We start from the raw sequence: 22,549 nt of genomic DNA, 5'->3' as shown, positions 1-22,549 counted from the left end.
AGATCATTTGACGTAATAAAAAAGATGAGTAAAATTCGTAACGCTAAATAAAACCAAATCACCTGATCAAAAATAGTGATCATCTATCAGTAATATAAAAAACGAGGCTTTATATGTTTTATCCAGATCTTTTTGATGTCATCGTCGTTGGTGGAGGCCATGCCGGAACTGAAGCTGCAATGGCATCAGCAAGAATGGGCCGAAAAACATTACTTTTAACGCATAATATCAATACATTAGGACAAATGTCCTGCAATCCAGCAATCGGTGGTATTGGTAAAGGGCACTTAGTAAAAGAAATTGATGCTATGGGCGGATTAATGGCTCAAGCTATAGATCGTGCAGGGATCCAGTTTCGGATCTTAAATAGCAGTAAGGGACCAGCGGTAAGAGCAACACGTGCTCAAGCGGATCGATCTTTATATCGTAAAGTAATAAGAACTACACTGGAAAACCAAGAAAATCTAATGTTATTTCAACAATCCGTTGAAGATGTGATCATCGAAAACGATCAGATCACTGGTGTAGTTACCCAAATGGGCGTCTCTTTTAAAGCAAAAGCTGTAGTACTTACAACAGGTACCTTTTTAGATGGTAAGATCCATATAGGTTTAGATAATTATAGTGGTGGTAGAACTGGCGATCCCGCTTCGATCGGTTTGTCCAAATCTTTACATCAATATCCATTTAGAATGGGACGATTAAAGACAGGAACACCGCCACGTATTGATGCCAGAACAATAGACTTTTCGAAATTAGGCACTCAATATGGTGATGATCCAGTACCTGTATTTTCATTTTTAGGCGATGCTAAACAGCATCCTAGACAGATCCCTTGTTATATAACCAGTACTAATGAAACAACCCATGAGATCATTCGTAATAGCTTAGATCGTAGTCCTATGTACACAGGTGTGATTGAAGGTGTTGGCCCGCGATATTGTCCGTCTATTGAAGATAAAATAATGCGTTTTGCTGATCGTAATTCTCATCAGATCTATTTAGAACCAGAAGGGTTAGATAGTAATGAGATTTATCCAAATGGGATCTCTACCAGTTTACCGTTTGATACACAATTAGCTTTTGTCCGTAGTATGAAAGGACTAGAAAATGCGAATATAGTAAGACCTGGTTATGCTATTGAGTATGATTATTTTGATCCGCGTGATCTTAAACCAACTTTAGAAAGCAAAGTGATCAAAGGTTTATTTTTAGCTGGTCAAATAAATGGCACTACCGGTTATGAAGAGGCTGCTGCTCAAGGTATGTTGGCAGGTTTAAATGCGGCAAGATTTGTATATGATCAAGATCAATGGTTCCCTACTCGTGATCAAGCTTATTTAGGGGTGCTAGTTGATGATCTTTGTACTTTAGGCACTAATGAACCTTACCGTATGTTTACTTCTCGTGCTGAATATCGCTTAATGTTACGTGAAGATAATGCCGATATTCGTTTAACCGAAATAGGCCGACAACTTGGCATGGTTGATGATTATCGTTGGCAACGATTTAATGAAAAATTTGAAGCTATAGAACAAGAAAGAGCACGCCTTCGTGATATTTGGGTTCACCCTCATATTGAAACAATCGATGAAGTTAACGCGGTACTAAGTGCTAATTTAACCAAAGAAGCTAATGGTGAAGAGTTACTTAAACGCCCTGAAATGAGCTACAAAACACTACAATCATTATCGCTTTTTGCACCAGGTTTAACTGATACTCAAGCCGCTGAACAAGTTGAGATACAAGTAAAATATGATGGTTATATAAAATTACAGATTGAAGAAATTGAAAGACAAAAACGAAATGAAGAAACCCTTATACCTGAGCACATTGATTATGCTGAAATATCAGGGTTATCTAATGAAGTCGTTGCTAAATTAAAACAGCATAAACCTGTTTCAATTGGCCAAGCTTCACGTATTTCTGGCATTACGCCAGCGGCAATTTCAATGTTATTAGTTTATTTAAAAAAGAAAAACTATGTTAAAAAAGAAACTCATTAATCTTATTGATCAAACGGATCTTTCGATCACTTCACAGCAAATTGATCTGTTGATCGATTATGTTGAAATGCTTAATAAATGGAATAAAGCTTACAATTTAACCGCAGTGCGCGATCCTAGTGAAATGTTAATTAAACATATTATGGATAGTTTAGTTGTTTCACCTTATTTGGTTGGTAATACTTTTATTGATGTGGGAACGGGTCCTGGATTACCTGGGATCCCTTTAGCCATCATTAATCCTGATAAGCAATTTGATCTGGTGGATAGTTTAGGTAAAAGGATCCGCTTTTTAAAGCAAGTTCAATTTGAATTAAAATTAAAGAATATTCAACCAATTCAAAGCCGTATAGAAGAATATAATGAGAAAAAATTTGATGGGGTCATCAGCCGAGCATTTGCTTCTTTGCAAGATATGCTAACTTGGTGTAAACATCTTCCTAACCAGCAAGGATCATTTTACGCATTAAAAGGTAGCGATCTTGATGAGATCCCTGATGGGTTTACTCTTAAACAAAATATTAAACTGACTATTCCGGAATTAAATGCTGAACGACGATTAATGATCATTCAGTAAAGGTAAAATTGATCTAAAAAATTATTAGATCAATTTTTACGACGTTTTAAATAATCTTTAATACCATCAACTATTGCTTTAGATACTTGATTTTGGAAGGAAGCAGTCTTAAGTTTTTGCTCTTCATTGATATTACTAATAAAGGCTGTTTCAACTAAAACTGATGGGATATCTGGCGCTTTTAATACCGCAAAACCCGCTTTTTCAATCGATGGTTTGTGTAGTTTATTCACGTTTTTCATTCGATTTAAAATAGCTGAACCTAATAATACCCCATTAGACAAGGTTGTTTTTTGTACTAAATCTAAAATCGTATTATCTAAATATTTATCACCACTTCTACTCACTCCACCTATTTGGTCGGCATCATTTTGGGTTTGTGCTAAATAACTGGCTGCTGAACTACTGGCACCACGGGTTGATAAAGCAAATACAGATGAGCCTTTAACAGAGCGATTAGCAAAAGCATCTGCATGAATCGAAATAAATAGATCTGCATGTAAAGATCGTGCTTTTGCTACGCGAACTTTTAAAGGTATAAATACATCTTCATTACGAGTCATATATACTTTGATATTGGGTTCTTTTTTTAGCAAATTGTAAGTGCGTCGAGCAATTTGCAACACAATATCTTTTTCTCTAGTCTTTTTATAACCAATAGCGCCAGGATCTTCACCACCATGACCCGGATCAAGCATAACGATAATGGGTGAATTTTTCTTCTTATTGGATGGTGATTTTATTTGAGATTGTTTTTTATTGAGATCGCCTTTTTGATACTCTTCTAAGAGTGCTAACAGTGGATCATCATCAGTTATAGTTGGTTTAGATGGATAAAGATCAACAACTAATCGATGTTTGAATTCAGCAATTGGTGGTAATGTAAATGTATTTGGATCAATACCTTGTTTTAATTCAATCATCAAACGGACAGTTTTGGGATCTAACTGCAACACACGAATAGATTTAATAAAAGGATCTCGGCTTAGTACTTTTGTTGAAATCGTTTTTAGAATTGGATTTAAATTGAGATTATCAATATCAATAACAATACGGTCGGGGTTGTACAAATTTGCATGTTTATAATTAAGTTTGGCGTTTGATTCTAACGTTATTCGTGTATAAGTTGATGATGGCCAAACACGCACAGCAATAACCTGAGCCATTGCCGCAGCAAAGCCAACTCGCGTGACAGACAATAAACAAGTCGCAATAATGCCTTTAATTAAAAAGCGCTTTGTTGGACTAAATGTTTTTGACATACCTAAATACTTATATTGTTAAAAATATTAATAGGGCGAGAATAATAACATAAAATAAAAAGAATGATTATCATAATCAGTTGTTTTTTCGATAAATAAATAACTAATTGTTTATTTTTTATATATAAAGTAATAAATATAGTTTTTTATATTTATTATAGACCCTACAATCACAAAGGATTACAATATGGCTCGCTAAAATCGCGGATTTAAACCCGTTTTCATTTTAACAATTAAATATAGCTGAGTTATTGATGAGCAAAAAATTACATATCAAAACTTGGGGCTGTCAAATGAACGAATATGATTCAACTAAAATGGCAGATCTCCTTGAATCCACCCATGGTTTAACCTTAACAGAAAATGCCGAAGAAGCAGATATTTTATTATTAAATACCTGTTCTATTCGAGAAAAAGCCCAAGAAAAAGTTTTTCACCAACTAGGTCGTTGGAAAAATTTAAAACAACATAACCCTAATATTATTATTGGTGTTGGTGGCTGTGTCGCATCACAAGAAGGTGCCCATATTCGTAAACGAGCGCCTTTTGTTGATATTATTTTTGGACCACAAACCTTTCACCGTTTGCCAGATATGATTGAACAGATCCGCAGTGGTAATGGCCAGCATGTTGTTGATGTTAGTTTTCCTGAAATTGAAAAATTTGACCGTCTCCCCGAACCTCGCAGTGAAGGTCCAACGGCATTTGTATCCATAATGGAAGGATGTAACAAATACTGTACTTATTGTGTGGTACCTTACACCCGTGGTGAAGAGGTAAGTCGACCTTGTGATGATGTAATTTATGAAATTGCTCAGTTAGCAGAACAAGGTGTTCGTGAAGTGAATTTATTAGGGCAAAATGTAAACGCCTATCGCGGACCAACCTTTGATGGTGATATCTGTTCTTTTGCTGAATTATTACGTTTAGTTGCTGCTATTGATGGTATTGATCGTATTCGTTTTACCACTAGCCATCCAATTGAATTTACCGATGACATTATTGATGTTTATCGTGATACGCCTGAACTGGTTAACTTTTTACATTTACCAGTACAAAGTGGTTCTGATCGCGTATTGAACTTGATGAAACGAACTCATACTGCAATTGAATATAAATCAATTATTCGTAAATTACGTAAAGTTCGCCCAGATATTCAAATCAGTTCTGATTTTATTGTTGGTTTCCCGGGTGAAACCCAAGAAGATTTTGAACAAACTATGAAATTGATCGCTGATGTTAATTTTGACTTAAGTTATAGCTTTGTTTATTCAGCTCGTCCGGGTACGCCTGCTGCGGAAATGGAAGATAATGTTTCTGAAGAAGAGAAAAAACAACGGCTCTATATTCTTCAAGAGCGAATCAATCAACAAGCTATGCAATTTAGTCGTCGTATGTTAAATACCGTACAACGTATTTTAGTTGAAGGTCCATCTAAAAAGGATCTTATGGAATTAACCGGCCGAACTGAAAATAATCGTATTGTTAATTTTGCTGGCAATCCAGATATGATTGGTAAATTTGTTGATGTTGAAATTACCGATGTTTATCCTAACTCATTGCGTGGTAAAGTAGTGAGAACTGAAGATCAGATGGATCTACGGGTTAGTGAATCACCAATTTCAGTTATTTCGCGAACTCGTAAAGAAAATAATTTAGGCGTTGGTATTTATCAACCATAATTATACAAATAGAAGTGTAATTTAATTAATAATTAAAGATGATAATTTATAAATAAGGAATATTAAATGTTTATTGTATTTGGTACAAAAGGACGTGAAGTTAATGAAAATACAGGGCAATTTAATTGCCCAAACTGTTGTGCTCAGCAAAATATTGCTGGTGATCAAAAACAACATCAGTATACGCAAATAAAGGTAGCTAAATATTTTACACTATTTTTTATTCCTATTTTTAGTTTTCAAACTTTAGGTCGATATATTAAATGTCAACACTGTAATTCTGATTTTAATGAAAGTGTTTTAACTTATATACCACCTACATTTGAACAGCAAGTGGCATCTTATGTTGAGCAAGAGTTAAAAAGTGGTACACCTATCACGATGGTTATCAATAAGTTGAAAAGCCAAGGATTAGATAATAATCAGGCAACTAGTGCTGTGAATAATATAGTTGGTGACGATATAGTGACTTGTCATCATTGCCATATGGATTTTTTAAAAGGTGTTGAAAAATGTTCTTTATGTGAAGAGCGTATTTAGTCATTAACCTGAATAATTAGAGGACTTATCATTGAATATTACGACCCATGAAACTATGCTAGAACCAGCAGATAATCAGCGACTTAATAGTCTTTGTGGTCCTTATGATGACAATATTAAACAACTTGAACGTCGTTTAGGGATTGAAATAAATCATCGTGGTAATCTCTTTGCCATTACTGGTGATACCATTTGTGTAAAAGCTGCATCTGAAATATTACAATCGCTTTATAAGCAAACTAAACAAAAAGATAATATTATCGATATTGAACCCGAGCAGATACATTTAGCCATTAAAGAATCTGGTGCATTAGAAAAAGCCAAAGAGCATCTTCCTGCCTATGTTGATCTGCATGGTAGTAAGCAAGTCATGATAAAAACCAAACGTGGAGTGATAAAACCACGTACGCCTAATCAGGCTCAATATATTGCTCATGTATTAGATTATGATATTTCTTTTGGTATTGGTCCGGCTGGTACCGGAAAAACCTATTTAGCGGTAGCCGCAGCGGTTGATGCACTAGAAAAACAGCAAATTAGACGTATTGTTTTAACTCGCCCTGCGGTTGAAGCTGGCGAAAAACTAGGTTTTTTACCTGGTGATTTAAGTCAAAAAGTCGATCCCTATTTACGTCCACTTTATGATGCATTGTTTGAAATGCTTGGTTTTGAAAAAGTTGAAAAACTAATTGAAAAAAGTGTTATTGAAGTTGCTCCATTAGCCTATATGCGTGGGCGTACACTTAATGATGCTTTTATAATTCTTGATGAAAGCCAAAACACCACAATTGAGCAAATGAAGATGTTTTTAACGCGTATTGGTTTTAATTCTAAAGCGGTCATCACTGGTGATATTACGCAAATTGATTTACCGCGTCACCAAAAATCAGGATTACGCCACGCTATCGAAGTATTAAGTGAAGTTGATGATATTAGTTTTAATTTTTTCAAGAGTGAAGATGTCGTTCGCCATCCTGTCGTAGCTAGAATTGTTAATGCTTATGAAAAATGGGAACAACAAAAACACAAGCAACAACACTCATAAACAGAATTTAGAGGAGTTATATTATCTCTATTTCAGGTAAAACAAAAAAGGGCAATATTCGCGATCACTCAGCAGAAACAAACTTATTTTTGCGTAGAGCGTTGTTTGCATTTGTGGTAATTATTCTATTAATTTTTGTGTTATTAGCCAATTTAGCTGATCTACAAATTTCAAACTTTAGTTATTACAGTACCAAATCAAACAACAATCGTATTGAAATTATCCCTATTCCTCCTAGTCGCGGTATGATTTATGATCGTAATGGTACGCCATTGGCGATAAATAATATTACCTATCAACTTAATATTGTTCCTGATAAAACCAAAAACCTTAACGAACAGTTTGAACAGTTAAAAACGATTGTTGATTTAACTGATGAAGATATTGAGAATTTCCAAAAGGAACGCCGTAATTATCGGGCTCATCGACCTGTGCCACTAAAAGAAAATCTAACCGAAAAACAAATAGCACGTTTTATTGTCGATCAGCATCGCTTTCCGTTTGTGTCGATTGTTAAAATTCAACATAGATATTATCCGTATGGCGCTTCACTTACCCATATTCTTGGCTATATATCTAAAATAAATACTCAAGATAAACAACGTTTAGAAGAAGAAAATAAAGCCAGCGATTATGTGGCTACTTTTAACATTGGTAAAATGGGGATTGAACGGTATTACGAAGATGTTTTACATGGTACGGCTGGTAATGAAAAGGTTGAAGTAAACAGCCGAGGTCGTATTGTTCGCTTACTTGAACAACATCCACCACAAGCCGGTGAAGATATCTATTTATCCATCAACCTAAAATTACAACTCTATATTGAATCACTGCTTGCTGGCCGAAAAGCATCAGTTGTTGCTATTGATCCCAATAATGGTGAAGTATTAGCAATGGTGTCTAGCCCTAGTTATGACTCAAATGATTTTGTTGGTGGTATTTCCAGTAAAAAATATAGTGAGTTACTTAATGATCCAAGTAAACCGCTATTTAACCGAGCTTTACTTGGTGCTTATCCTCCTGCTTCAACGGTAAAACCATTTATTTCGATAGCCGCTTTAAGTGAAGGAGTCGTTTCACCAAAAAGTGTGGTTAATGATCCTGGCTGGTGGCAATTACCCGGTACTGAAAGACGTTATCGAGATTGGCTAAAATGGGGGCACGGCCATGTTGATGTATTACGAGCAATTGAAGAATCGGTAGATACCTATTTTTACCAAGTTGCTTATGATATGGGTATTGATCGCCTAAATTTATGGATGACTAAGTTTGGTTATGGTGAGCGTACCGGCATTGATATTTCGGCTAATGAAGAGACTCGTGCGGTTATGCCAAGTCGGGAATGGAAATTGAAGCGCCATAAAAAATCTTGGTTACAAGGTGACACCATTCCGGTTGGTATAGGTCAAGGTTATTGGACTGCCACACCTATGCAAATGGCTAAAGCCTTAACCACATTAATTAATAATGGTAAAACTTTTACGCCACACTTTTTACTCTATAAAAAAAGTGACATTATTAATACTAATCAGAATCAACCAACTATTGATCCCGAAAAATATGTTGAAACTAATAGCCTAGTTGATGTTAATCCAGCCTATTGGGCATTAGCTAAAGAAGGTATGCATCGAGTTATGTTTGGTGCTCGAGGTACTGCACGTAAAGTTTATGCTGGTGCTAAATATCAAGCGGCAGGTAAGTCAGGTACCGCTCAAGTTTATGGTTTAAAAGAAAACGAAACTTATAATGCCCATAAAATACCCGAACATTTACGTGACCATGCCTTATTTATCGCTTATGCACCTTATGATAAACCGAAAATAGCGCTAGCTATAGTCCTTGAAAATGGTGGCGGTGGTAGCTCCAATGGCGGTGCAGTAGCCCGTAAAATATTGGATTATTATCTTGAGGGTGATAACTCAACAGAATTAGATGATGCATCATCATCGACGACAGGACATGAAGATTAATTATGAACAATATTAAGAAATCTTTTTGGCAAAAGATACATATCGATCCACTTTTTTGCTTATTTATAACCTTACTACTTGGTTATAGCCTTTATATTTTATGGAGTGCTAGTGGCCAAAATGTAGATATGATGCAAAAACGAGTTATCCAAATAATTCTTGGTTTTTTTGTGATGATTGTTTTTGCCCAAATTTCACCGCGAAGCTATGAACAGTGGGCACCTTATCTCTATATTGCCTGTATTATTATATTATTATTAGTTGATATTTTCGGTTATACCAGTAAAGGTGCTCAACGTTGGTTAGATTTAGGCGTCATTCGTTTTCAACCGTCAGAAATTGCTAAAATTGCTGTACCATTAATGGTAGCTAAGTTTATTCATCGTGACGGCTGTCCACCACCGCTTAAAACAACTTTGCAAACTTTAGCTATTATTGGTGTACCTACCTTATTAGTAGCAATGCAACCCGATTTAGGAACGGCTATTTTAATTATTATGTCGGGTATTTTTATTATCTTTTTGGCTGGGATTAACTGGCGATTTATTCTTGTTGCTTTAATACTGATAGCCATATTTTTACCGATTATGTGGTTTTATTTGATGCATGATTATCAACGTGAACGAGTATTAACATTATTTAATCCTGAGCGTGATCCTAATGGTGCTGGTTATCATATTTTGCAATCAAAAACCGCGATAGGATCGGGAGGAATATGGGGTAAAGGTTGGCTTGAAGGTACGCAATCTCAGTTAGAATTTTTACCGGAAAGACATACTGACTTTATCTTTTCAGTTATCGCTGAAGAGTTTGGTTTTATTGGCTCTATTGTTTTGTTAGTCTTGTTCTTATGTTTAATTATACGTGGATTAATTATTGCCGCACAGGCACAAACGACGTTTGGACGAATACTGTCTGGTGGTTTGATTTTAGTATTTTTTGTCTATGTATTTATTAATATCGGTATGGTCAGTGGAATCTTACCAGTAGTTGGTGTACCATTACCACTAATAAGTTATGGTGGCTCTTCTCTGGTCGTTTTAATGGCAAGTTTTGGCATTATGATGTCTATTCACACTCATCGATACATGTTATCTAAAAACATTTAACGGAATTTTTATAAATGAAAAAGAAATTAAAATTATCTTTTGGTTTGTTGGCGCTTGCAATATGTTCTTCTGCCTCTGCAGAGATGGCTTTTCCTATTCCAGCTATCCCTCAATTAGATGCAGAAGCCTATATTTTAATCGATGCCAAATCTGGTGAAATCCTAGCACAATATAATGCTGAACAACAACGCGATCCAGCAAGCTTAACTAAAATGATGACCAGTTATGTTGTTGGCCAAGCATTAGAATCAGGCCGTATTAAAAATGATGATATGGTGCTGATCAGTAAAGATGCATGGGCAACCGGTAACCCGGTTTTAAAAGGCTCATCATTGATGTTTTTAGAGGTTGGTAAAACGGTTTCGGTTGCCGATTTAAATAAAGGTATCATTATTCAATCGGGTAATGATGCATGTATCGCTATGGCTGAACATGTTGCTGGTAGTCAAGGTGCTTTCGTTAATTTAATGAATGAATATGCCAAAAAAATAGGTTTGCAACATACCCATTTTGAAACGGTACATGGCCTTGATGCGCCAGGCCAGTATACTACAGCTAAAGATATGGCACTATTAGGTCAAGCTTTGATTCGTGACTTACCAACTGAATATGCTATCTATAAAGAAAAAGAGTTCACCTATAACTTGTCTAAACCACAATTAAATCGTAATGGTTTACTTTGGGATACAACTTTAAACGTAGATGGTATTAAAACTGGTCATACGAATGCTGCTGGTTATAACCTTGTTGCATCAGCGGTTGATGGTAATACCCGTTTAATTTCAGCCGTGCTTGGTGGCCGAACCTTTAAAGGTCGTGAAGAAGAGAGTAAAAAATTACTCACTTGGGGATTCCGATTCTTTGAAACAGCTAATCCAGTTAAGCCTAATGCACCATTAGTGACAGAGTCAGTTTGGTATGGCGATGAAAACAAAGTAAATTTAGGGACTATTAATGGTGCTTATATTACTGTGCCAAAAGGTCGTTCAGCTGACGTTAAAGTACAATACACTATTGATGATTACATCTATGCACCAATCACCAAAGGTGCTGCGGTTGGTAAAATCCAATTTTTATTAGATGATAAAGTGATCAACGAACAACCTTTAGTTGCACTTGAAAATGTTGAAGAAGCGGGCTTCTTTGGTAATATTTGGGATTGGATAAGCTTACAATTCCATAAATTATTTAATTAATTTTTAAGTTATAATTAACTTGAACCGTTGTGTAACGCAAAGCTACACAGCGGTTTTTTATTATCTCGTATAAGCAACTATTAGTTATATACATGGTTAATAACCTTTAATGTTAAGGCTAAAAAACCCCGTTCCTCAAAATTTTTGTTAAAAGATACTCCTAAATTTTATTAAGCTTAATTAGCTTAATTATTGGTGGCAGCAAGATGGATTAAAATTTGCGAAGTGGTTGAAAATATCTGTTCTAAAATAAATTCAACAAATGAAGGCAAGGTGGAAAATAAATAACTTAACATCATCAAACCACATAATAAGGTAAGTGGATAGCCAACTACAAAAATTGATAACTGTGGGGTAATTCTATTTAATAGCCCTAACGACAAATTAATAATCAACAATAACGTCATTAATGGTAATGCCAACATAACGCCATTACTAAATAACAAACCGGTTGTTTCGATTAAGGCTAAGTGACCGTTGGCCTTTAAAGGTGAAACGCTAATAGGAATAATCTCAAAGCTATTAGCTAATCCATACAGTAACCATAGATGGCCATCTAAGCTGAGAAATATCAACAAGGCAATAATGTTAATTAAACGTGACAGTACGGAAGTAGATGGTCCACCAATAGGATCATAAAAGGTCGCCATGCCTAACCCCATTTGCATACCAATTAATTCACCGGCAAATCTTACCGTTAAAAAAGTAAGTTGTACGGTAAAACCGATTATGATGCCAATCATGATTTGCTGGGCAATAACCCAGATACCGAGTAATGAATAAAGGGCAAGGTTGTCGTCTAACTTTGGTAACGGTAATAAAATGACGATCAGCATTGCTAAACCGATCTTTAACCGATTTGGTACCTCTTTTTCACCGACAATGGGTGCGACCATAATTAGCGCTAAAATACGGGTAAAAGGCAGAAAACTTGATCGAACCCAAGCAAAAAAATCAATATTAAACAGATCGTGAATCGCGGTGTCCATTAAGGTTAACTAGTTAAGTTAGGAATATCAGTAATAACCAGACGGATATAGTCGATCATGGTTGTCAGCATTGAGGGGCCTAAAATGATTAATACTAAAACCACCGCCAAAATTTTTGGAATAAAAGATAAGGTCATTTCATTAATTTGGGTTGCCGCTTGTAACAAACTGATAATTAGCCCAGTGACTAATGCTGCGAGTAATAAAGGACCTGCAAGTGATGCGGCAACTTTAATTGCTTGAATGGCAAAATGGCTAATATATTCAGAAGGCATATAATCCCTTTACTGTTGGCGTTAACTAAAAAAGCTTTGTGCTAATGAACCTAACAATAAATGCCAGCCATCAGCTAATACAAACAACATAATTTTAAAAGGCAGTGATACTGTTGCTGGTGGTACCATCATCATCCCTAATGCCATTAATGTACTGGCAACAACTAAATCAATGACTAAAAAAGGAATAAACAGAGTAAAGCCAATTTGAAAAGCGGTTTTAAGTTCACTAACCACAAAAGCTGGGACTAAAACTCGTAGCGGGATATCATCACGCGTTTGAATATCACCAGAATGGGACATATTAACAAATAGCGTTAAATCACTTTCACGAGTTTGGCTCAACATAAATTCACGCAGTGGTTTGCTTGCCTCTGTCAAACTTTGTTGCATAGTGATTTGTTGTTGAGAATAGGGAAGATAAGCATCTTGATATATTTTATCCACTGTTGGTGACATAATAAAAAATGTCATAAATAGGGCAATACCCAAAATTAATTGATTAGGCGGTGCTGATTGGGTACCAAGTGCACTACGTAATAGCCCTAACACAATAATGATACGAGTAAAACTCGTCATTAATAGTAATATAATTGGGATAAACGTCAGTAGGGTTAAAAAAACTAAAGTTTCAACTGGTAATGACCAAGTTTGCCCTTCTGGTAGTGAGGTTTGAGTAACAATTGTTAACGGTGATAATTCAGCATAACTATATTGGCTGGCCAGCAATAAGCTAAATAAAATAATAAGTTTTAACCGCACAATTAATTACACCTTTTTACTGTTTAGCACAGATTTTAATATCTGATTGAACAGATTATTTTTTGACTGTTGTTCAACGTCAACCGGTTCAGCGAATAACATTTCAGTGCGTTGTTCATTGATAGTATGGAGTAAAGTCATTTGTTGGGCTGTAACCCCGACCACCAGTAATTGATGGTCAACATAAACCAGCATAATGCGATCTTTGGCATTTATATTGTAAGTTGCTTTAACATCAATGAATTGCTTAGTAGATTTTTGCCAACCTAACCGTTTTATTAGCCAGGTTAAAACGAAAATAATGGTGATGACACTAAAAAAGGCTATTCCTATTTGGCTATATAAACTTGATTCAGTAGGAATAGACGAAAAGTTTTGTATACCGGCGTTGATTGTTGATTCGCTCATGGTTATCTCATTAATGGTTATTAACGACTTAATCTACGTACCCGTTCTGAAGGGGTAATAATATCGGTAATTCGTACACCATAATTGTCACCCACCACCACGATCTCGCCTTGAGCAATTAAGTAACCGTTAATTAAAATATCTAATGGCTCACCAGCTAAACCATCTAAGGCGATAACAGATCCTTGAGTTAAATTTAATAGATCTTTAATGGCCATTTTGGTACGGCCAAGTTCAACACTTAAATTAACCGGAATATCTAAAATAAGATTAATATCTTGTTCTTTTACATTTGACGGTTGGGGTGAAAGGGTTTCAAAAATAGCTTCTGTCGTTACCGATTCTTCATCAGTTAAGTTAGTTGCTTGGCTATCATCACTGTTATTTGGCATATCACTCATTGAACACTCCTTCATTCAATTGTTCTAATACAGGGTTGCTTATTTGCTCTACTTGAATTGCATATTGTTTATTTACACTACCATATTGACCTTTTAGAACCGGTACGCCACCAATAGTGACATCTAGGCTGGTTGGTTTTTCAATATCCAAAATGTCGTTTACTTTTAATGCTAATAATTTGGCAACAGTTGTTTGAATATTTGTAAAATTAGCGACTAACTCAACCGTTGATTGTTTAATACCGCTAGTGAGGGAACTCATCCAGACATTATCATCTTGATGGGTTTGGCTTTCGATCGGTGGTTTAATTAATAACTCTTTAATAGATTCAACCATTGCATATGGAATGCAAATGCAGAAAGTTGCTTTAAAGTTACCAATTTCAATTAAAAATGTCGAAGTTAACACTACATCATCGGGAGAGCTGGTGATATTGGTAAATTTACTCTCTACTTCAGAACGAATATATTCAGTTTCAATGCTGTATACGTCAATCCATGAATTTTGATATGTAGTTAAAGCAAGATCTAATACTCGTCTAATAATCTCTTGTTCAGTATGGGTAAATTCACGTCCTTCAGTATTCATATTGGTGGTATGTCCATCACCGCCGAAAAGCGTATCAACAACAATAAATACCAGTTCTGGTGAAAAAGAAAATAAGCAGCTACCCCGTAAAGGATTAAGATGAACTAAATTTAAATGGTAAGTTGCCGAGATATGCGAAAACTCTTTAAATGTTTTTGGCTCAATTGGCGAGGTAATAACATCCGTATTACGACGTAATAAATTAAATAAACCAATTCGAAATTGACGAGCAAAGCGTTCATTAATTATTTCTAATGCGGTTAGTCGTTCAGGGATAAAACTATGTTTAACTGATATATCATAAGGTTTTACTTCAGTCCGTTTGCTTTGCTGTGATTGATAATTTTGCACAATATCTTTTTCAATACTGGCAGCATTATCCGGTGAATGTTTAGCTAAAGATTCACTTTTATCGCTAGTAGATTGAAGCTTATCCGACATGATAATTACCTTATAATGAAATCAGTGAATAACACTTCATCAATTTTTACTGAATGTTTGGCATCGTATTGACGTGATAATGCTGTTTTTATTTGCTCTTGTAATTCGAGTTTGCCAGATTCTTTTTTCAAATTATTGACATATTGTTTTGAGGTTAACAGCAATACATCACTTCTTACTTCAGGCAAATATTCTAATAATACTGTTTTTTGATCTTCATCTTCGACGCGTAACACCATACCTACATATAGAATTTTATTGATATCTAAATTATCTTCAGAAGGAGGTAATGTAATGGTAAATGGTTTTAAGGTTAAAAAAACCGGTGATGAAACTTGAGGTTCTTGATGAGTATGTGTCGTATTTTTAGCTTGATTTTCGAACCATAAATAAGCTGCTGAACCTATTGCGAGTAAGGTAATTAGAATAAGTATTAGGTTTAAAATTCTTACTTTTTTATTGGTGGTTTGCATATTTATTATTGTCTCAATGAAAATTAACGAAAGATTTGTAGCTATTTAAATAACCAAAAATTACCAAAATAATAAATCATGCCGTAAGAATTAATCGGAAGAATAGGCAATAAAAATATTATCTATTCAACCTTTTTAATATTAAGTTATCAACGTTAAACACTGTTAAAAACGTAGATATCAATTATTTTATAAATATTGCCATAACCATTATTTAGGCAAAAATACTTAATCCTGATTGAACAACCTTAGTATGATGATTAATTTTTTGTTGAATTGGATTGATATCATCTAATAGTTGCTCTGTTTCAGATTGTTGTGGTTGTTGATAAGAAGACGACTGTTTAGAATCATTCATCATTGAAAAATCACTAATGTTAGTGTGTTGTAAAGTGATACCTTGTTGTTCCAATGAGGTTCTTAACATAGGGAGTGCTGATTCTAACACACCCTTAACCATATTATGCGCAACCGCCATGTGCAGATCGATTTTGTCATCAATCATGGCTAATTTAATATGTAATGATCCTAGTTCTTGTGGATTTAATTTTATTTCGGCATTTTGAATACCTTGTCGACTGATCAAACAAATTTGTTCATTTAAAGATGCTTGCCACTTACTAATATCCATGGGCATCGGTAAATTTAGGTTTAATGTGGTTGGGGGTGTTGCAGAGGTTACCGGATTAAATAGCGATGGTTGGCCATTTAGATCTATTGTTAAAGCCATTTCTGATGGTGTATTAGCCAAATTAGTAGTAAATAGTTTATCTGTCAGCGTTGAGGCTAAATCAGAATGATGATCATTGTTGTTATTATTTACCAACGTATCTGTTGACTGAGTTTGATTAATGATCAAATGTGCATTTTTGGTCGTTTGTGGCTGATTATTTTCCGAAGCCAATAAATGGTTAAGGTTTGGCTTAGTGGCTTTGTTGATTAATTGCTCACTGTGATTAATTGAAGTAATAATCTCGGCAGCTTTTTCATTAATATTGATGAGTTGTTTAATATCATCAGCACATTGTTTATCCAATTTTGGATCAATCATAGTTGGATTAGCTTCTAATAATAGTTTAGTTTCATATATTGCTTCATTTTTCGGTTGAGTATCCGATTGTCTATTTTGCTGTATATCCTCTTGCGGATTGAGTGGCATAGAAAATAGTATGAACAACTCTTCACTATCCATTCGTTCTTTCTGCTCTAACTCATTGTCTTTTAAGCTTGTAGCATTAATGTGATTATTATTATCACTTAGCCATTGCTGTTTTTCGGTAAGTTGTAATAATTTTTGGAAAAAATCATCATCAAGAATAGATAACTTGTTGTCGTTTAATTCAAATTGTTGAGATGAGATTAATGGAATATCGTTAAACTGATTAATATTCATTCAATGTTCTCCTTGCTATCTGCTGCTGAGCAAATTCATCGGTTAATTTTTGTTGTAAACGACTCTGTTGTAGTAACAGTTTTTTATGTTGTTTATCTAATAATGTAGTATAAGTATTTAGGCTTTTTTGTGATTGATTAAGCTCATTGGTGATCTGCTTTTGTTTTATATCTAAAGTTAATAATAGTTTTTTTTGTTGAGCTATACCTTGTTCAATAGCTGTAATAAAAGCATTAAAATTATTTAGTTCCGATCCTTTAATGCCACTGGATAAGGCATTATTTAGCCGTTGTTGGTACTCGTGATAATAATCATTTAATACATTTAGTTGTGATTGTGCATTACGTTTATTCTCGTGGGCATATTTTAATTTAATCAATTTGTCATCAACTGCTTTTTCAGCGAGCTTTTTTAACGTTATAAATGCAAATTTACCATGATGTTGATTGGCCATAATTCTTTCCTAATTTATCAGCGAGCTGCTACAATATTGGTTAATTGTTGATAAGCGTCTTGGTAACTACAATGCTCATTGATTCCTTGTTGTAAAAATTGCTGCATAGCTGGAAAAAGTGAGATAGCTTTATCTAATAATGGATCGGTTCCAGCTACGTAAGCACCAACATTAATCAAGTCCCGATTGCGCTGGAAACTTGAAAATAATTGTTTAAATAACCGTGATTTTTTTTCATCTTCTGGCGGGGTAAGATCGGTCATTACACGACTGATTGACGCTTCGATATCAATGGCTGGATAATGCCCCGATTCAGCTAGTGAACGTGATAACACTATATGACCATCAAGAATTGCCCTTGCTGAATCAGCAATAGGATCTTGTTGGTCGTCACCTTCGGTTAACACAGTATAAAAAGCAGTAATTGCCCCTTTTCCTTTGGCATCATTACCTGCTCTTTCAACTAATGCTGGCAATTTTGCAAATACTGATGGTGGATAACCTTTGGTTGCCGGTGGTTCACCGATGGCTAAGGCTATTTCCCGTTGTGCCATGGCATAACGGGTTAGTGAATCCATGATTAGTAATACATTAAACCCTTGATCACGAAAATTTTCGGCAATTTTTGTGGCATAAGCTGCACCTTGTAGACGTAATAATGGCGATACATCGGCTGGTGCCGCGACAACGACTGAACGCGCTAAGCCTTCTTCACCAAGGATGTTTTCGATAAAATCTTTTACTTCCCTGCCACGTTCGCCAATCAGACCAACCACAATAATATCGGCTTTGGTATACCTAGCCATCATGCCAAGTAGGACACTTTTACCAACACCAGAACCAGCAAAAAGCCCCATTCGTTGACCTTGGCCAACGGTTAATAATGCATTGATAGCACGAATGCCGACATCTAATACTTGATGAATAGGCGTGCGAGTCAGAGGGTTTAGTGATTTATTGATTAATCCTTCATATTCAATATTTTCTGGTAAAGGTTTACCATCCAATGGTTTGCCCATTGCATCAACTATTCGTCCTAATAACCCCGTACCAATAGGTAAAACTTTATGGCTAAAATGGGTTAGATCATATTGTGAGGTATATACTCTGGCATCAAGTAATATGCCATCGGTTGATTCAAATGGCATCAGATATAAGGTTTTACCATTAAAACCAATAACTTCACACTCAACGGCTTGTACTTTTCCATCTAATTGCCGTTCGACAAAGCAGTTAGAACCTAAAGGTAATTTTAAGCCCACGGCCTCTAAAACTAAGCCCGAAGCTTTAACTAAGCGACCATATTGACGGATTAACGATATTGACTGTAATTTTTGTTGCGCACCATCAATTTTAGTCATCCATTGCGTACAAAAGTCCACCTTAATGTTCAACTCCATGTACATTATCTGAGATGATTTGCCAATGATGGGTTACACTGGCGTCGATCTCATTGGTTTGGGTAAATATTTTGCAACCACCTAATTCGATATTGGCATCAGCTATAAACTGCCATTGCTGTGGTTGCAACTCATTATTTAGTTGTGGTTCAAGCCATAACAAGTCTGTTGGATTAATTCGTACTACAATTGGTGGGTTAACAATTGTATTTTGTTCAATTAATGATTTTATAATATGTAATAATTGTTTTTGTTTGACTTTTGATAAGGAACCAACTGTTTTTTCGGCAGCAAGTAAAGCTAAGTCAAATAGCTTTGGTACAATTTTCTCATCAATTTGGCTAATCGATTGTTGAAAGCTGATTGCTAAATTTTTGATGGCATTTATGCTAGTTAATTTTTCTGCTGTTAACTGTTGTTCTATTGTGTCCAGCCCTTCTTGGTGTCCGAGTGTGAATCCTTGCTCATAGCCAGTCTGTTTGCCAATATTAAAACCTTCTTCTTTACCTAAATTAAAGCCTTCTTGGTATGCTTCATCTCTTGCTTGTTGTTTAATATTTTCGAGTTCTAGCAATATTGCCGGGCTATTAATATCAAAAGAGCCCTCATCTTGATCATCTTGGTTATCTGGCTCTAATGGTGGCGCAAATTCTTCCAACTCTTCTGGCTGTTGCTGGCTGGTTAATGGTGATAATTCGCTAAGTGCCAAATCTTGGAAATGCAATGGTTTCCAACTTACACTATTAGTATGATTATACATATTCATCATCACCACTTGTTAAGATCATCTCACCAGTTTCTGCTAAGCGCCGTGCAATAACCAAAATTTTCTTCTGTTCGGTTTCGACTTGCGACAAGCGAACTGGTGGTCTGTTTTCTAAATCTTCTCGTAATATTGAAGCAGCGCGTTGTGACATATTTGCTAAGAGTTTTTCGCGTAAGGTTTCTGTTGCCCCTTTCATGGCGATAATTAAGGTTTCATTATCCACCTCTTTGAGTAGCCGTTGGATACTTCTATCATCGACATCCACCAGATTTTCAAATAAGAACATTTCATCAATGATTTTTTGAGCAAGCTCATTGTCATAATCACGTAATGCATTGATAACCAGTTCTTCTTGTTGTGATTTCATCAGATTGATAATTTCTGCTGCGGTGCGGATGCCACCCATGTTATTAAGTTTAATATTTTGTCCATGTAGTAAGGTTGATAATGATGTCGATAACACTTCTAATGCTGATGGCTCTACACCACCGAAAGTTGCAATACGTAGCATGACGTCATTACGTAATTGGTCATCAAATAAATTTAAAATCTCAGCAGCCAAATCGCGATTTAAGTGAACTAAAATAGTGGCGATAATTTGTGGATGTTCTTTTTTAACTAAATCAACCGCACGTGCAGCATCGACAAAGTTAAGCATTTTTAAGCCATCAGTGGTATCTTCGATATCGGTATCTAATAGTTCATCAAGTAAGCGGTTAGCTTTATCGCTACCAATTGATTTTTCTAGAACTTTTCTTAAATAGCCATTGGTGTCAGTATTTAATACTGCACAATCATCAAGAGTGGTTTGACACTCATTAAGAATATTTTTCAGCTGTTCTTGAGTTAATTGTGGCAATCCCATCATAGCACTACTAATTTTTTGTACCTCTTTATGGTTTAAAAATTGCATTACTTTGGCTGCTAATTCTTCACCTAAAATCATTAAAATTGTCGCTGCTTTTTGCGCTTCAGTTAAATTCATTACTCGGTGTCCTTCTTGTTCATCCAACCACGTATAATTAAAGCCATTACACGAGGATCTTTTTCGACAATTTTGCGGATGTATTGCTGTTGTTGCATATTATCTTCAAAAATCTTCTGTTGCAGTTTACTGTGTGCTTTGTAATCGAGTTTATCTTCATTAGCCATTGTGCCATCAGATGATCTGTTATCAGTATTAAGATATTGTCTTTGAATTTTAATCCATATCGAGCGTAATACTTTGCGCCATGCAAACCAGATTATTAAAATGTAAATCAGATATTTAATCGCGACTTTCAGCATGTCGAAAACTTCATGTTTTTGTAAAAAGACCATGGTGGCATTTTCATCTTCAATTTGATCGGTAAATTTCAAATTAGCCACCGTTAATGAATCACCACGCAAGTCAGAAAATCCCATCGCTTGACGGGCAAGTGCTTCAATATGGGTGAGTTCCTCTTGATCTAGTTTTACCCATTTTTCAACGGCTTCTTTTTCTGAATTTTCCTCATTTGCCGATGCGACTTCATCGGCTGAGATAAATTTATAATTAACTAAAACGGCGACGGATAAACGTTTGATACGACCTTCAGGAATTTTGCTATGAACAACTTGTCGATTAACTTCAAAGTTCAATGTCTTATTTGACTGCAAATGATACATTTTTTGTTTATCGTCTTTATCTTTGCTATCGCCCTCACCATCAATTGGTGCACTAGGAGTTGGTACTGGTTGATTAGATAAAGCACCCGGCACACCACCGATAATGTTGTTTGATGCTAATTGGCTATTTTCAGTTTGTTGCTTACTGCGAATAGTTTGGTTGCTGGCATCACTATTGGGATCATAAATTTCTGATGTTGACTCTTGCCGACTAAAATCGATATCAGCATTCACTTGCACCTTAACATTTTGTTGTCCCAAAATAGGGATAATAATTTTTTCTACTCTTTCTCGTACTAAATTTTCGATGCGTTCACTATATTCTAATTGGGCAATATTAACGTTACTGTCACGGTATCTTTCACCGGTTAATAAATTGCCTTTTTGATCAATAATCGTCACCTTATCTGCTTGTAATTCTGGAACACTACTCGAAATTAAGTGAATGATGGCATCAATTTGACCTTGCGATAAAGCTCGACCTGGTAATAAAGTTAATGCAACAGATGCCGAAGGGAATTTTCTTTCTCGAACAAATAAAGAGGGTTTAGGCATCGCTAAATGCACTCTGGCATCATCTACACTACTAATAATGGCAATGGTTCTCGATAGTTCGCCTTCTAATGCTCGTTGATAGTTGATTTGTTCATTAAACTGACTCATGCCAAAACTTTCTTTGTCGAGTAGTTCAAAACCAATTGCGCCACCTTTAGGCAAACCCTGCTGGGCTATTCGTAAACGAGTATGATAAATTTGATTTTGGGGAATTAAGATAGTTGTGCCAGAGGATGAAAATTTGTAGGGAATATTTAACTTATCAAGTTGGCTAATGATTTCACCGCCATCTTTATCATTCAAATTACTAAATAATACGCCATAATTATCGTCTTTAAGCCATAAGTAACTAATACTACTAATTGCTATTACAATTACTCCTACAATAAGGAGTAGCATTTTACGATTTATTTTTAATTGATTAATAAAAGGTAACTTACTCAATATTGATTCGCCTTTGTTACCAACTGCCTGGCTATCCATATGTATCCTAACACTAAACTGACTAGATTAATTCTAGGGTTTATTATCTGTGTATTTAAAAAAATCAATAGCTAAAAAAGCATATGCTTTACCCTTTAGTTATCGCTTTTAGATTGTTATCTTTAT

General features: G+C 35.3%; 22 protein-coding genes. 8 read left to right on the top strand and 14 right to left on the bottom strand.

The annotated features are described in order from the left end of the window. The first annotated feature begins 113 nt into the window (after window positions 1-113). Window positions 114-2,006, top strand: a complete 1,893-nt coding sequence (gene mnmG, locus H3U97_RS09050) for a tRNA uridine-5-carboxymethylaminomethyl(34) synthesis enzyme MnmG (protein WP_065579028.1) — start codon at window positions 114-116, stop codon at window positions 2,004-2,006. Then, window positions 1,984-2,583 carry a 16S rRNA (guanine(527)-N(7))-methyltransferase RsmG gene (gene rsmG, locus H3U97_RS09045; protein WP_065613525.1) on the top strand — a complete coding sequence of 200 codons (600 nt, stop codon included), beginning with the start codon at window positions 1,984-1,986 and terminating at the stop codon, window positions 2,581-2,583. Before mnmG ends, rsmG begins: the two co-directional genes overlap by 23 nt. A gap of 29 nt (window positions 2,584-2,612) precedes the next feature. Here rsmG and H3U97_RS09040 read toward each other — a convergent pair whose 3' ends face one another. Further along, the gene (locus H3U97_RS09040; RefSeq protein ID WP_086353932.1) at window positions 2,613-3,845 is read right to left on the bottom strand and encodes an N-acetylmuramoyl-L-alanine amidase; all 1,233 of its coding nucleotides are present in this window, start codon (window positions 3,843-3,845) and stop codon (window positions 2,613-2,615) included. Window positions 3,846-4,099: 254 nt separating this feature from the next. Between H3U97_RS09040 and miaB the strand changes: the two genes are divergently transcribed. The 6 genes from miaB (at window position 4,100) to H3U97_RS09010 (ending at window position 11,387) form a co-directional block, all read left to right on the top strand. Continuing rightward, window positions 4,100-5,527, top strand: coding sequence for a tRNA (N6-isopentenyl adenosine(37)-C2)-methylthiotransferase MiaB (miaB, locus tag H3U97_RS09035; protein ID WP_065579031.1), 1,428 nt, complete (start codon window positions 4,100-4,102; stop codon window positions 5,525-5,527). Window positions 5,528-5,593: 66 nt separating this feature from the next. Beyond that, complete coding sequence (locus tag H3U97_RS09030) at window positions 5,594-6,067, top strand: zinc-ribbon domain-containing protein (protein ID WP_034900926.1); 474 nt, start codon at window positions 5,594-5,596, stop codon at window positions 6,065-6,067. A gap of 31 nt (window positions 6,068-6,098) precedes the next feature. Beyond that, window positions 6,099-7,112 (top strand): PhoH family protein, encoded by a 1,014-nt coding sequence (locus H3U97_RS09025; RefSeq protein ID WP_232343788.1) that lies wholly within the window; start codon window positions 6,099-6,101, stop codon window positions 7,110-7,112. A gap of 29 nt (window positions 7,113-7,141) precedes the next feature. Continuing rightward, entirely contained in the window at window positions 7,142-9,082 is a 1,941-nt protein-coding gene (mrdA, locus tag H3U97_RS09020; protein WP_034900928.1) for a penicillin-binding protein 2, read from the top strand. Between the two features lie 2 nt (window positions 9,083-9,084). Continuing rightward, complete coding sequence (mrdB, locus tag H3U97_RS09015) at window positions 9,085-10,191, top strand: peptidoglycan glycosyltransferase MrdB (protein ID WP_065579035.1); 1,107 nt, start codon at window positions 9,085-9,087, stop codon at window positions 10,189-10,191. 14 nt (window positions 10,192-10,205) lie between these two features. Then, entirely contained in the window at window positions 10,206-11,387 is a 1,182-nt protein-coding gene (locus H3U97_RS09010; protein ID WP_034900930.1) for a serine hydrolase, read from the top strand. 185 nt (window positions 11,388-11,572) lie between these two features. Here H3U97_RS09010 and fliR read toward each other — a convergent pair whose 3' ends face one another. The 13 genes from fliR to fliF all read right to left on the bottom strand — a co-directional run bounded on the left by fliR (window position 11,573) and on the right by fliF (window position 22,423). Further along, the gene (gene fliR / locus H3U97_RS09005; RefSeq protein WP_198198747.1) at window positions 11,573-12,376 is read right to left on the bottom strand and encodes a flagellar biosynthetic protein FliR; all 804 of its coding nucleotides are present in this window, start codon (window positions 12,374-12,376) and stop codon (window positions 11,573-11,575) included. Between the two features lie 5 nt (window positions 12,377-12,381). Then, complete coding sequence (fliQ, locus tag H3U97_RS09000; RefSeq protein ID WP_034900933.1) at window positions 12,382-12,651, bottom strand: flagellar biosynthesis protein FliQ; 270 nt, start codon at window positions 12,649-12,651, stop codon at window positions 12,382-12,384. Window positions 12,652-12,672: 21 nt separating this feature from the next. Then, window positions 12,673-13,416 carry a flagellar type III secretion system pore protein FliP gene (gene fliP / locus H3U97_RS08995; protein WP_370545684.1) on the bottom strand — a complete coding sequence of 248 codons (744 nt, stop codon included), beginning with the start codon at window positions 13,414-13,416 and terminating at the stop codon, window positions 12,673-12,675. Window positions 13,417-13,419: 3 nt separating this feature from the next. Further along, window positions 13,420-13,821, bottom strand: coding sequence for a flagellar biosynthetic protein FliO (locus H3U97_RS08990; RefSeq protein WP_198198746.1), 402 nt, complete (start codon window positions 13,819-13,821; stop codon window positions 13,420-13,422). 20 nt (window positions 13,822-13,841) lie between these two features. Next, entirely contained in the window at window positions 13,842-14,222 is a 381-nt protein-coding gene (fliN, locus tag H3U97_RS08985) for a flagellar motor switch protein FliN (RefSeq protein WP_034900937.1), read from the bottom strand. Then, window positions 14,215-15,252, bottom strand: coding sequence for a flagellar motor switch protein FliM (fliM, locus tag H3U97_RS08980; RefSeq protein ID WP_034900939.1), 1,038 nt, complete (start codon window positions 15,250-15,252; stop codon window positions 14,215-14,217). The genes fliN and fliM overlap by 8 nt, the downstream gene beginning before the upstream one ends. Before the next feature lie 5 nt (window positions 15,253-15,257). Beyond that, window positions 15,258-15,725, bottom strand: a complete 468-nt coding sequence (locus H3U97_RS08975; protein ID WP_034900941.1) for a flagellar basal body-associated FliL family protein — start codon at window positions 15,723-15,725, stop codon at window positions 15,258-15,260. A 214-nt stretch (window positions 15,726-15,939) separates the two neighbouring features. Continuing rightward, the gene (locus H3U97_RS08970) at window positions 15,940-17,118 is read right to left on the bottom strand and encodes a flagellar hook-length control protein FliK (RefSeq protein WP_198198745.1); all 1,179 of its coding nucleotides are present in this window, start codon (window positions 17,116-17,118) and stop codon (window positions 15,940-15,942) included. Continuing rightward, the gene (gene fliJ, locus H3U97_RS08965; protein WP_198198744.1) at window positions 17,108-17,572 is read right to left on the bottom strand and encodes a flagellar export protein FliJ; all 465 of its coding nucleotides are present in this window, start codon (window positions 17,570-17,572) and stop codon (window positions 17,108-17,110) included. The genes H3U97_RS08970 and fliJ overlap by 11 nt, the downstream gene beginning before the upstream one ends. Window positions 17,573-17,589: 17 nt before the next feature. Continuing rightward, a complete protein-coding gene (gene fliI / locus H3U97_RS08960) occupies window positions 17,590-18,933 on the bottom strand; it encodes a flagellar protein export ATPase FliI (RefSeq protein ID WP_217332379.1) in 1,344 nt (447 codons plus the stop codon). A gap of 22 nt (window positions 18,934-18,955) precedes the next feature. Next, window positions 18,956-19,732: a flagellar assembly protein FliH gene (locus H3U97_RS08955; protein WP_198198743.1), complete on the bottom strand. Its 777-nt coding sequence runs from the start codon at window positions 19,730-19,732 to the stop codon at window positions 18,956-18,958. Continuing rightward, a complete protein-coding gene (fliG, locus tag H3U97_RS08950) occupies window positions 19,725-20,723 on the bottom strand; it encodes a flagellar motor switch protein FliG (RefSeq protein WP_065579042.1) in 999 nt (332 codons plus the stop codon). Before fliG ends, H3U97_RS08955 begins: the two co-directional genes overlap by 8 nt. Further along, window positions 20,723-22,423, bottom strand: a complete 1,701-nt coding sequence (gene fliF, locus H3U97_RS08945; RefSeq protein ID WP_198198742.1) for a flagellar basal-body MS-ring/collar protein FliF — start codon at window positions 22,421-22,423, stop codon at window positions 20,723-20,725. Before fliF ends, fliG begins: the two co-directional genes overlap by 1 nt. Window positions 22,424-22,549: the final 126 nt, after the last annotated feature.

This window comes from Gilliamella sp. W8128, from assembly GCF_016100545.1.
Lineage (GTDB): Bacteria > Pseudomonadota > Gammaproteobacteria > Enterobacterales > Orbaceae > Gilliamella > Gilliamella apis.
This window is presented reverse-complemented; position numbering and strand designations above follow the sequence as displayed.

Bases quoted from the DNA above. Each gene is read 5' to 3' on its own strand.
- mnmG (WP_065579028.1), top strand. From the start codon at position 114: ATGTTTTATCCAGATCTTTTTGATGTCATCGTCGTTGGTGGAGGCCAT.
- rsmG (WP_065613525.1), top strand. From the start codon at position 1,984: ATGTTAAAAAAGAAACTCATTAATCTTATTGATCAAACGGATCTTTCG.
- H3U97_RS09040 (WP_086353932.1), bottom strand. From the start codon at position 3,845: ATGTCAAAAACATTTAGTCCAACAAAGCGCTTTTTAATTAAAGGCATT.
- miaB (WP_065579031.1), top strand. From the start codon at position 4,100: ATGAGCAAAAAATTACATATCAAAACTTGGGGCTGTCAAATGAACGAA.
- H3U97_RS09030 (WP_034900926.1), top strand. From the start codon at position 5,594: ATGTTTATTGTATTTGGTACAAAAGGACGTGAAGTTAATGAAAATACA.
- mrdB (WP_065579035.1), top strand. From the start codon at position 9,085: ATGAACAATATTAAGAAATCTTTTTGGCAAAAGATACATATCGATCCA.
- H3U97_RS09010 (WP_034900930.1), top strand. From the start codon at position 10,206: ATGAAAAAGAAATTAAAATTATCTTTTGGTTTGTTGGCGCTTGCAATA.
- fliR (WP_198198747.1), bottom strand. From the start codon at position 12,376: ATGGACACCGCGATTCACGATCTGTTTAATATTGATTTTTTTGCTTGG.
- fliQ (WP_034900933.1), bottom strand. From the start codon at position 12,651: ATGCCTTCTGAATATATTAGCCATTTTGCCATTCAAGCAATTAAAGTT.
- H3U97_RS08990 (WP_198198746.1), bottom strand. From the start codon at position 13,821: ATGAGCGAATCAACAATCAACGCCGGTATACAAAACTTTTCGTCTATT.
- fliN (WP_034900937.1), bottom strand. From the start codon at position 14,222: ATGAGTGATATGCCAAATAACAGTGATGATAGCCAAGCAACTAACTTA.
- fliM (WP_034900939.1), bottom strand. From the start codon at position 15,252: ATGTCGGATAAGCTTCAATCTACTAGCGATAAAAGTGAATCTTTAGCT.
- H3U97_RS08975 (WP_034900941.1), bottom strand. From the start codon at position 15,725: ATGCAAACCACCAATAAAAAAGTAAGAATTTTAAACCTAATACTTATT.
- H3U97_RS08970 (WP_198198745.1), bottom strand. From the start codon at position 17,118: ATGAATATTAATCAGTTTAACGATATTCCATTAATCTCATCTCAACAA.
- fliJ (WP_198198744.1), bottom strand. From the start codon at position 17,572: ATGGCCAATCAACATCATGGTAAATTTGCATTTATAACGTTAAAAAAG.
- fliI (WP_217332379.1), bottom strand. From the start codon at position 18,933: ATGACTAAAATTGATGGTGCGCAACAAAAATTACAGTCAATATCGTTA.
- H3U97_RS08955 (WP_198198743.1), bottom strand. From the start codon at position 19,732: ATGTATAATCATACTAATAGTGTAAGTTGGAAACCATTGCATTTCCAA.
- fliG (WP_065579042.1), bottom strand. From the start codon at position 20,723: ATGAATTTAACTGAAGCGCAAAAAGCAGCGACAATTTTAATGATTTTA.
- fliF (WP_198198742.1), bottom strand. From the start codon at position 22,423: ATGGATAGCCAGGCAGTTGGTAACAAAGGCGAATCAATATTGAGTAAG.